Below are 9,709 nucleotides of genomic sequence, written 5' to 3'. Positions count from 1 at the left end.
CATGCCGGACACAGCCCCTGTAGGAGTGAGCTTGCTCGCGAAGACATTATTTCAGCCGCTGAAGATTTGGCGGATGTCCCGGCCTATTCGCGAGCAAGCTCGCTCCGACGTGAGAACCGTTAGCTTTGTGATAGCGCGCTGTCATCGATCCGTCCGGTGATGCAGAACCCTCAAGACCTGCACCTGATCACCCTTCAACCGATACGGCGCCACATATGGGTATCGACTCAACACCAGCTCCCTGACGCCCGGGGATTGTGATGGCCGGCCTAGGCCACTGAACGTCATCAATGACTCCAACTGACCAAGCACGTCAATCACGATTCGGTTGGCTACTTCCGAGCCGCATATCGCTGCGTAGTATTCATGCATGCCTTCTAGATCACTCTGCGCTTTGTCAGTCAGGGCTATTGTCAGCACGCTTCACCCATCTCGCTTTCACAGATTCGATGTCGGTAAGGTTTCCTGCGTCGGCATCCGCTAAGCCGTCCGAGATAGCCAGCATCTGGCGCGTCTCGGATTCCAGATAGCGGCTCAGTGCTTGCTGAAGGTGATATTGCCGATCACGCTCAGTGGCGCCGGCCAACTGATCGAGCGTTTGTACTGTTTCTTCATCGGCTTGAAATGATAGGACAGTCGATGACATGAGATCTCCAGGCGCTTGAAAGGCATATATATCGCCTTCAAAGGTAGGAGGCTGGGTCGGAAAAGGCAATTCAGGCAACTGCGACATGGCGCTCGGATATCAGATTTGTGAAGTGGACAGTTTAATCAGTCGAGAAGGATCGATTGCGGTACATATATATCGCTTTCCTCCCCAATCCCGCCTAGCCGATGAGCCGAATAAACCGCATATTCGGCTCATCCGGTGAGCCGAATATAATTGCTAATCGGCTCACACCCCTCCGAGGCGTCCAGTGAAACAGTCAGCAAAATGGATTTGGCAACACCCCAAATGCCCGTCCTTTTTCTGGGACGTGGAGCCGTTGGCGCCGCTGTTGCGGGCCTGCACCCACGGCCAGGGTCAGTTATTGGGGATGATTGGCGCGTCAGGCACCGACGCGAATGTCGAGCGTGCGCTGGACGCCTTGCTGCAGAACGTCATCACCTCATCGGCCATCGAAGGCGAGCAACTGAATGTGGAGTCGGTGCGTTCTTCTCTGGCAAAGCGGCTCGGGCTCGCCAGCGATGAACGCGTGACGGCACGCAGTGAGGGGCTGGCGGAACTGATGCTGGATGCTACTCAACAACACGCCGCGCCGCTGACGTCTGAACGGCTGATGCACTGGCATCGGTTGTTGTTTCCCGAGCCGAGCGCGCTGACGGCATACCCCATTCAGGTCGGGACGTTCAGAGGGCCTGAGCCCATGCAGGTCGTGTCCGGTCGCATCGACCAACCCGTTGTGCATTTCGAGGCGCCTGGACGCGAAGGCCTGGAGCAAAAGCTCGATGACTTCTTCTACTGGTTCAACAGCAGCTGCGCCGATCCAACCCTCGACCCGCTGATCCGCGCGGGCATCGCGCATTTCTGGTTCGTGACGCTGCACCCGTTCGACGATGGCAACGGACGTTTGACCCGCGCGATCACTGACCTGGCCATGGCCCAGGGCGAACATCAGGCCATACGCTTTTACGCGATGTCCGCGAGCATCCTCGCCCGCCGTCAGGACTACTACCGGATTCTGGAGGCGACCCAACGTGGTGGCCTGAACATCACCGATTGGCTCGTCTGGTTTTTACAGACCTTGCTCCACACGCTTGAGCAGGCCATGCAGCGTATCGAGCGAGTGTTGGCGAAGGCGAGATTCTGGCAATTCCATCGGGATGACGGCCTCTCTGTGGAGCAGACCAAGGTGCTCAATCGGTTGTTGAATGGCAACCTGCTGTCCGAGAAGCCGGACGCGGGTTTCGCCGCCGGCATCAGCGCGGCTCAATACCAGGCGGTCGCCAAGGTCAGTAAAGCCACCGCAACCCGGCATCTTCAGGACCTGTTGGAAAAAGGCTGCCTGGTAAAGCTGCCTGGCGGCGGGCGCAGCACCCGTTATCAGATCAATTGGCCTGACTGATCATTACTCTCACGGTAATGATTCACGCATTTGCTTGATTGATGCCGCGCCTGAACCCCTCCTAATCTGCCCCACGACAGCGAACTCGTGGAGTCAGCATGGCCACAACAACGAAACTTGACCCGCGCTGGTCGCGTCGTCGCACTGAAAAACTGCGACGACTCGACCTGGTGCGTTCCTTCGCCGATGGCGTTGTACTGCCGACCGACAAGATTGTTGCGGCGCTTGAGGCGTTGATTGCGCCGGGCGATCGCGTGGTGCTGGAAGGCAATAACCAGAAACAGGCGGATTTTCTTTCACGCTCACTGGTGAAGGCTGATCCCGCCAAGCTTCACGATCTGCACATGATCATGCCCAGCGTTGGCCGGGCCGAGCATCTGGACCTGTTCGAGCGCGGCATCGCCCGCAAGCTGGACTTCTCTTTCGCCGGCACTCAGAGCCTGCGTATCAGCCAGTTGCTGGAAGACGGCCTGCTGGAAATCGGCGCGATTCACACGTACATCGAGCTGTATTCCCGCCTGCTGGTCGACCTGATTCCCAATGTCGTGCTCTCGGCCGGTTTCATGGCTGACCGCGCAGGGAACATCTATACCGGGGCCAGCACCGAAGACACCCCCGCCTTGATTGAACCGGCCGCCTTCAGCGACGGCATCGTCATCGTGCAGGTCAACCAGTTGGTGGATGACGTCAGCGACCTGCCGCGGGTGGACATCCCGGCGTCATGGGTCGACTTCGTGGTCGTCGCCGACAAACCGTTCTACATCGAGCCGCTGTTCACCCGCGACCCGCGCCACATCAAGCCGGTGCATGTGCTGATGGCGATGATGGCGATTCGCGGGATCTACGAAAAACACAACGTCCAGTCCCTCAACCACGGCATCGGCTTCAACACCGCCGCGATCGAACTGATCCTGCCGACTTACGGTGAATCCCTCGGCCTGAAGGGCAAGATCTGCCGCAACTGGACGCTCAACCCACACCCGACGCTGATCCCCGCCATCGAAAGCGGCTGGGTCGAAAGCGTGCATTGCTTCGGCACCGAACTGGGCATGGAAAACTACATTGCCGCGCGGCCTGACGTGTTCTTCACCGGCCACGATGGCTCGATGCGCTCCAACCGGATGATGTGCCAGTTGGCCGGGCAATACGCGGTTGACCTGTTCATTGGGGCTACGCTGCAAGTCGACGGCGACGGCCATTCCTCCACCGTTACGCGCGGGCGCCTTGCCGGCTTCGGCGGCGCGCCGAACATGGGCCACGACCCGCGCGGCCGACGTCACGCCACGCCCGCCTGGCTGGACATGCGCCAGCAGAGCGGTGACGGGCCGGACGCCTATCTTGAGCGCGGCAAGAAGCTTGTCGTGCAGATGGTCGAGACGTTCCAGGAGGGCGGCAAACCCACCTTCGTCGAGACGCTGGACGCCGTGGAGGTCGCGAAGAAAAGCGGCATGCCCCTGGCGCCGATCATGATCTACGGCGACGACGTCACCCATCTGCTGACCGAAGAAGGGATCGCGTATCTGTACAAGGCGCGCAGCCTGGAGGAGCGTCAGGCCATGATCGCCGCCGTTGCGGGTGTGACCTCCATCGGCCTGCGCCACAACCCCAAAGACACCGCCCGCATGCGCCGCGAAGGGCTGATCGCGCTGCCTGAGGATTTGGGCATTCGCCGCACCGACGCCAGCCGCGAACTGCTTGCCGCCAAGAGCATCGCCGAGCTGGTGGAGTGGTCCGGGGGTTTGTACAACCCGCCTGCGAAATTCAGGAGCTGGTGATGCGCGCATTCAACGTAGCTTTCGATGCCTTCGATGCAACGCCGAGCCCTGCATCGCTGGCAGAGCGCCTGGCTGATCTGGCCGTGGATGCGCTGATCGACGAAGCCGACCTGTCGCCAAAACCGGCGCTGGTCGATCGTCGCAGCAGTGGCGCCCACACGGATTTGCACCTGGGCCTGATGCACGCATCAGCGCTGTCGCTGTGGCCCGCGTTCAAACAGATGGCCGACGCCGCCATTGCCATCGGCGAGATCAACCCGCTGTTGCGGGAAACCATCGGCCGCCTCGGTCGCGAAGGTGAAGCCGCGATGATGCGCACCACAAACGGGGTGAATACCCACCGTGGCGCGATCTGGGCACTGGGTTTATTGGTCACTGCTGCAGCGCTGAATCCCGATGACCTTTCCCCGGAGCGGCTGTGCCAACGCGCGGGCCATCTGGCATTGATCGACGATCGTCATCAGGGCGAGAGTCAGAGCCATGGCCAGGCCGTTGCACAGAAGTACGGCGCAATGGGCGCCCGGGAACAAGCGCAAGCAGCCTTCCCTGTCGTGACCCAAACGGGTTTGCCGCAACTCATCCGCAGCCGCGCCGCCGGGCATGGCGAGCAGAACGCGCGACTCGATGCACTGCTGGCGATCATGACCACGCTGTCCGATACCTGTGTGCTGTACCGCGCGGGTGAAGAAGGCCTGCATGCCATGCAACACGGCGCGCAGCGGGTACTGGACGCCGGCGGCAGCGCAACCCTCAGCGGCCGTCGTGCGCTGAATCAGCTGGATCAGCAACTGTTGAGCCTGAACGCTTCTCCCGGTGGCGCTGCCGATTTGCTCGCCGCTTGCCTGTTTATTGATCGCCTGGAGCCTGCGCTCGGCGATGAAACGAGGAACGTCTGACCATGGAAACCCTGTCTTTTGAATTCCCTGCCGGGCAGCCACCACGGGGGCGCGCGTTGGTGGGATGTGTCGGTTCGGGTGATCTAGAGGTGCTGCTTGAGCCGGGCCAGCCGGGCAAGCTGACGATCCAGGTGCTGACGTCGGTGAACGGCAGTTCGGCGCGCTGGGAAAATCTCTTCCAGCGCATGTTCGACGGGCAGACGCCGCCGGCCATGAGCATCGACATTCACGATTTCGGCGCCACACCGGGCGTGGTTCGGCTGCGCCTGGAGCAAGGTTTCGAGGAGGTCGGTCATGACTGACAGCACGCGGCTTTTGCAGCAGCACAGTTTCGTCGAACTCGGTGCCCGGCAACGGGCCCGCGCACTGCTGGATGACGGCAGTTTTCGTGAGCTGATCGACCCCTTCGAGCGCCTGGTTTCCCCTTGGCTGGCCAAGCAAGGCGTCGTGCCACAGGCCGACGATGGCGTGGTAATCGCCAAAGGCACGATCGATGGCAAACCGGTGGTGATCTGCGCCATCGAAGGCGGCTTTCAAGGCGGCAGCATGGGCGAAGTCGGCGGCGCGAAAATGGCCGGCGCGCTGGAACTGGCCGCCGAAGACAATCGCAAGGGCATTCCCACCGCAGCCGTTCTGCTGCTGGAAACCGGGGGCGTGCGCTTGCAGGAAGCCAACCTCGGGCTGGCAGCTATCGCCGACATCCATGCGGCCATCGTTGATCTGCGTCGTTATCAGCCAGTGATTGGTGTGGTGGCGGGCAGCGTCGGCTGCTTCGGCGGCATGTCCATCGCGGCGGCGCTGTGCAGTTATCTGGTCGTCACCCAGGAAGCGCGTCTGGGCCTGAACGGCCCGCAAGTCATCGAGCAGGAAGCCGGCATCGAAGAATACGATTCCCGCGACCGGCCCTTCATCTGGAGCCTGACCGGGGGCGAGCAACGGTTTGCCAGCGGTCTGGTGGACGCCTTTGTCGCCGACGACATCAGCGCCATTCAGCAACAGGTGCACGCGCTGTTGCACAAGGGCAAGCCCGAGCAGGAACGCAGCAGCCGGTACGCCTGGTTCCTCGAGCGTCTGGCCCAAGTGGACACCGGCCAGCAGATAGCGCCCGCTGCCGTGCGCAGCGCGTATGAAGGAGACCGGACATGAGTGATTATTCGATTCGTGGATTGAACTGGTTCAATGCCCTCGCCGCGAACGCCGCTGAAGTGGCGGGGCTGCCGGCGTCAGTGAAAGCGGCTGATGGCACGCTGGGTGATCGTCCGGCGCGATTCCTGGCGGTGGTTGCCGATCCGGATAATCGTTTTCCCCGCGCACAAAACGGCGAAGTTGGCTTGCTCGAAGGATGGGGGCTGGCCCAGGCCGTGGACAGCGCCATCGAGCTGGATCAGGACAGCGAAAACAAGCGGACATTGATCGCGATCATCGACGTGCCGAGTCAGGCCTATGGCCGCCGGGAAGAAGCGCTGGGCATTCACCAAGCGCTGGCCGGTGCCGTTGATGCTTACGCCCGGGCACGTCTGGCCGGGCATCCGGTGATTGGGCTGCTGGTGGGCAAAGCAATGTCCGGCGCGTTTCTCGCACACGGTTATCAGGCCAATCGCCTGATTGCCCTGCGCGATCCGGGCGTCATGGTTCACGCCATGGGCAAGGCCTCTGCGGCTAGGGTCACACTTCGCAGCGTTGAAGAACTGGAAAAACTCGCTGCCAGCGTGCCGCCGATGGCGTACGACATCGACAGCTATGCCAGCCTCGGTTTGCTCTGGGAAACCCTCTCGGTCAGTGAGATCGAGCAGCCCACGGCGTCGGATATCACCCTGGTTCAGGACTGCCTGACGGCAGCGATCAAAGACACCCTCGCCAGCGCCAATGACCTGAGCTCACGCCTCGGCGCGCCGAATCGTGCGGCGTCGTCGAAAGTCCGCGAGCTGTTGCGGGCGCAGTGGTAATGAGCACTTTTCAGCCGCTGCTGCCCCACGATTTGTTGTGGGGTTTGCCGACGGCTGCGTTGCCGATCGACGCACCGGCGTGGGCGTTCGAGGTCATCGGTCTGGGTCATCCGGTGGTAGTGCGCCGCGCCCGTGTCCCGGCTGGCCTGGTGGCGGTGGGCGTGAGAGGTCAGTCCCGGGATCAGCGTTACGCCACTCACATGAAGCTCGACGATGTGCAACAGCGCGTGCGGCCTGAAGCGTTGATCGCCATGGCGCCTGACGCCGATTGGCCAGCGTTGCGCGCCTTGCAGCAGATCCGTCCCGTGATGAACGCGCTTGGCCTGCTGTGGGGCGTGGCGGGTGGCGCCGGTTTTGAACTGGCGAGTGGCGTGCCGGTGCTGCACGCCGGCAGCGATCTCGATCTCATCCTGCGCACCCCGGATTTCTTTGATCGCCAGCACGCCGCTCGTTTGGTCGAGCAGCTTGCCAGCGCGGTGTGCCGCATCGACCTTCAGCTGCAAACCCCGTTTGGTGGCGTGGCGCTGCGCGAATGGGCCGGATCGTCAGGACAGGTGCTGCTCAAAGCCGAAGACGGCGCGCGGCTTGTGGATAACCCTTGGCTGGCGCAGGCGGTTGCGGCATGAGCAGCTTCTGGGCGTTTCCCGGCCAGGGCGCGCAACAGCCGGGCATGCTCCACGGCCTGCCGGATCATCCCTTGGTTGAACAGTGTCTGGCAGAAGCGAGCGCTGCATTGAACGAGGACGTCCTGACGCTGGACTCGGCCACGGCCCTGCAATCCACGCGAGCGGTTCAGCTGTGTTTGTTGATCGCGGGTGTCGCCTGCGCGCGTATGTTAATGGCCGATGACAACATCCCCGACATGGTTGCAGGTTTGTCCATCGGTGCTTATCCGGCGGCGGTCATCGCAGGCGCTCTGGATTTTTCGGATGCCGTGCGTCTGGTGGCCCTGCGGGGCGAGCTGATGCAAAGCGCTTATCCACAGGGTTACGGCATGACCGCGCTGATCGGCCTTGATCAACCCTCGGTCGAAAGCCTGATCGCATGCATTCACAGCGTTGAGACGCCGGTCTATCTGGCCAACATCAACGCCGATAACCAGTTCGTCATCGCCGGGCGAGACGAAGCCATGGCGTCCGTCGCGACGCTTGCAAAAGAACGGGGCGCTGCGGCGGCCAAGCGGCTGGCGGTCAGCGTGCCGTCCCATTGCGAACTGCTGGCAGAACCTGCACAGGCGCTCGCCGACGCGTTTGCCAACGTTTCGCTGAAGGCGCCGACGCTGAAATACCTCAGTGGCAGCACCGCGCGGCCGATGCTCAGCGCCGACAAGGTGCGCGACGACCTCGCGTTCAACATGTGCCGGGTGATCGACTGGCGCAGCACGGTGCAGACGGCTTACGAGCGCGGCGCGCGGCTGCAGATCGAATTGCCGCCGGGCACCGTGTTGACGGGCCTGGCGCGACGCGTCTTCGAACAAGGATCGGCCGTCGCTTTCCAGGGCGCACGGCTGGACACGCTCAGCGCGCTGTCGCGAGAGGAGGAACGCCGCCACTCATAAACCGACTGCTGCTTTCGAAGGAACACAAAAACAACAACTTCGACGATGCAATTTGAGGATAAGAACAATGGTGATTTATGGCGTGGCGTTACTCGCAATCTGCACCCTCGCGGGGGTGATTCTCGGTGATCTGCTCGGCGTTTTGCTGGGCGTCAAATCCAACGTGGGCGGCGTCGGGATCGCGATGATCCTGCTGATCTGCGCGCGGCTGTTCATGCAAAAGCGCGGCGGCATGAGCGAAGGCTGCGAAATGGGCGTCGGCTTCTGGGGCGCCATGTACATCCCGGTCGTCGTGGCCATGGCTGCTCAGCAAAACGTCGTCACGGCGCTCAAGGGCGGGCCTATCGCGGTCATCGCGGCGGTGGTGTCGGTGGTGGTCTGCGGCTGCACGATTGCAGTCATCAGCCGGATCAACAAGGGCGAGCCCCTGCCCAAAGAGGACGAACTCGCGAACCCGCTTCCGGTGATCGCGCCGACTGTTTCGCCAGCAGGAGGCCGCTGATATGTGGGAGCTCATTCAGAAAGACCTGATCAGTCAGGGCCTCGTTACCGCGTTTGCGGTCGTGGGCGTGGTGATGTGGATTTCGGTGGTGCTGTCCAAGCGCCTGACGTTCGGGCGCATCCATGGTTCGGCCATTGCGATCGTCATCGGCCTGGTGCTGGCGTGGGTCGGCGGCACGATGACCGGGGGCCAGAAAGGGCTGGCGGACCTGGCGCTGTTCTCCGGGATCGGCCTGATGGGCGGGTCGATGCTGCGTGATTTCGCCATCGTCGCCACGGCCTTCGAAGTGCAGGCCACCGAAGCGAAAAAGGCTGGCTGGGTCGGTGCGTTCTCGCTGCTGCTGGGCACATTGCTGCCGTTCATTGTTGGTTGCTGCGTGGCGTACGCGTTCGGTTACCGCGATGCGGTAAGCATCACCACCATTGGCGCGGGCGCGGTGACCTACATCGTCGGGCCGGTGACCGGTGCCGCGTTGGGCGCGACTTCGGATGTCATGGCGCTGTCGATCGCGACGGGTCTGATCAAAGCCATTCTGGTGATGGTTGGCACCCCGATGGCCGCGCGCTGGATGGGGCTGGATAACCCGCGTTCGGCGATGGTGTTTGGCGGTCTGGCCGGCACCGTGAGTGGCGTGACAGCAGGGCTGGCGGCGACGGATCGGCGACTGGTGCCTTACGGCGCGCTGACGGCGACCTTCCACACCGGGCTCGGCTGCCTGCTGGGGCCGTCGCTGCTGTACTTCATCGTGCGCGGGATTCTGGGCTGAGGCCAGGTGGCAGCATGTTTTCAGCGCAATTCCCAAAGACAAACCCGGACGATTGTCCGTCGCAAAACCTGTAGGAGCGCGCTTGCCCGCGAACGCTTTGGTTCGGACGATAGAGATGCGTCGGCTGTACCGGCCGGTTCGCGGGGACCACCATTCCGAAACATCAGCCCGCGCACACGGCCACCTACGGCCAGTTGCTC

Annotated in this window: 12 protein-coding genes; 10 read left to right on the top strand and 2 right to left on the bottom strand. The window is 62.4% G+C overall.

Features of this window, described 5'->3' with window-relative positions:
* Nucleotides 1–141: 141 nt before the first annotated feature.
* Together ACQKEN_RS19355 and ACQKEN_RS19350 are read right to left on the bottom strand one after the other, a co-directional pair.
* Nucleotides 142–372, bottom strand: a complete 231-nt coding sequence (locus tag ACQKEN_RS19355; RefSeq protein ID WP_427687983.1) for a type II toxin-antitoxin system RelE/ParE family toxin — start codon at nucleotides 370–372, stop codon at nucleotides 142–144.
* Nucleotides 373–397: 25 nt separating this feature from the next.
* On the bottom strand, nucleotides 398–733 hold the full coding sequence (locus tag ACQKEN_RS19350) for a CopG family ribbon-helix-helix protein (RefSeq protein ID WP_427687981.1): 336 nt from the start codon (nucleotides 731–733) through the stop codon (nucleotides 398–400).
* 184 nt (nucleotides 734–917) lie between these two features.
* Between ACQKEN_RS19350 and ACQKEN_RS19345 the strand changes: the two genes are divergently transcribed.
* The 10 genes from ACQKEN_RS19345 to madM all read left to right on the top strand — a co-directional run bounded on the left by ACQKEN_RS19345 (nucleotide 918) and on the right by madM (nucleotide 9,509).
* Nucleotides 918–2,066 (top strand): Fic family protein, encoded by a 1,149-nt coding sequence (locus tag ACQKEN_RS19345; RefSeq protein WP_427687979.1) that lies wholly within the window; start codon nucleotides 918–920, stop codon nucleotides 2,064–2,066.
* Between the two features lie 98 nt (nucleotides 2,067–2,164).
* On the top strand, nucleotides 2,165–3,841 hold the full coding sequence (mdcA, locus tag ACQKEN_RS19340) for a malonate decarboxylase subunit alpha (RefSeq protein ID WP_427687977.1): 1,677 nt from the start codon (nucleotides 2,165–2,167) through the stop codon (nucleotides 3,839–3,841).
* Nucleotides 3,841–4,737, top strand: a complete 897-nt coding sequence (locus tag ACQKEN_RS19335; RefSeq protein WP_427687975.1) for a triphosphoribosyl-dephospho-CoA synthase — start codon at nucleotides 3,841–3,843, stop codon at nucleotides 4,735–4,737. The genes mdcA and ACQKEN_RS19335 overlap by 1 nt, the downstream gene beginning before the upstream one ends.
* Before the next feature lie 2 nt (nucleotides 4,738–4,739).
* On the top strand, nucleotides 4,740–5,039 hold the full coding sequence (locus ACQKEN_RS19330) for a malonate decarboxylase subunit delta (protein WP_133775589.1): 300 nt from the start codon (nucleotides 4,740–4,742) through the stop codon (nucleotides 5,037–5,039).
* Nucleotides 5,032–5,883 (top strand): biotin-independent malonate decarboxylase subunit beta, encoded by an 852-nt coding sequence (locus ACQKEN_RS19325; protein WP_427687973.1) that lies wholly within the window; start codon nucleotides 5,032–5,034, stop codon nucleotides 5,881–5,883. The genes ACQKEN_RS19330 and ACQKEN_RS19325 overlap by 8 nt, the downstream gene beginning before the upstream one ends.
* Nucleotides 5,880–6,683, top strand: coding sequence for a biotin-independent malonate decarboxylase subunit gamma (gene mdcE, locus ACQKEN_RS19320; protein ID WP_427687971.1), 804 nt, complete (start codon nucleotides 5,880–5,882; stop codon nucleotides 6,681–6,683). The genes ACQKEN_RS19325 and mdcE overlap by 4 nt, the downstream gene beginning before the upstream one ends.
* Nucleotides 6,677–7,309 (top strand): malonate decarboxylase holo-ACP synthase, encoded by a 633-nt coding sequence (locus ACQKEN_RS19315; protein ID WP_427687969.1) that lies wholly within the window; start codon nucleotides 6,677–6,679, stop codon nucleotides 7,307–7,309. Before mdcE ends, ACQKEN_RS19315 begins: the two co-directional genes overlap by 7 nt.
* The gene (gene mdcH, locus ACQKEN_RS19310; RefSeq protein ID WP_427687967.1) at nucleotides 7,306–8,241 is read left to right on the top strand and encodes a malonate decarboxylase subunit epsilon; all 936 of its coding nucleotides are present in this window, start codon (nucleotides 7,306–7,308) and stop codon (nucleotides 8,239–8,241) included. The genes ACQKEN_RS19315 and mdcH overlap by 4 nt, the downstream gene beginning before the upstream one ends.
* 67 nt (nucleotides 8,242–8,308) lie before the next feature.
* Nucleotides 8,309–8,743 (top strand): malonate transporter subunit MadL, encoded by a 435-nt coding sequence (gene madL / locus ACQKEN_RS19305; protein WP_065991198.1) that lies wholly within the window; start codon nucleotides 8,309–8,311, stop codon nucleotides 8,741–8,743.
* Between the two features lies 1 nt (nucleotide 8,744).
* Complete coding sequence (gene madM / locus ACQKEN_RS19300) at nucleotides 8,745–9,509, top strand: malonate transporter subunit MadM (RefSeq protein ID WP_037018905.1); 765 nt, start codon at nucleotides 8,745–8,747, stop codon at nucleotides 9,507–9,509.
* Nucleotides 9,510–9,709: the final 200 nt, after the last annotated feature.

The organism is Pseudomonas sp. NPDC078416 (assembly GCF_050268485.1).
GTDB lineage: Bacteria > Pseudomonadota > Gammaproteobacteria > Pseudomonadales > Pseudomonadaceae > Aquipseudomonas.
The sequence above is the reverse complement of the archived record's forward strand: the minus strand, read 5'-3'. Positions and strand labels throughout refer to the sequence as shown.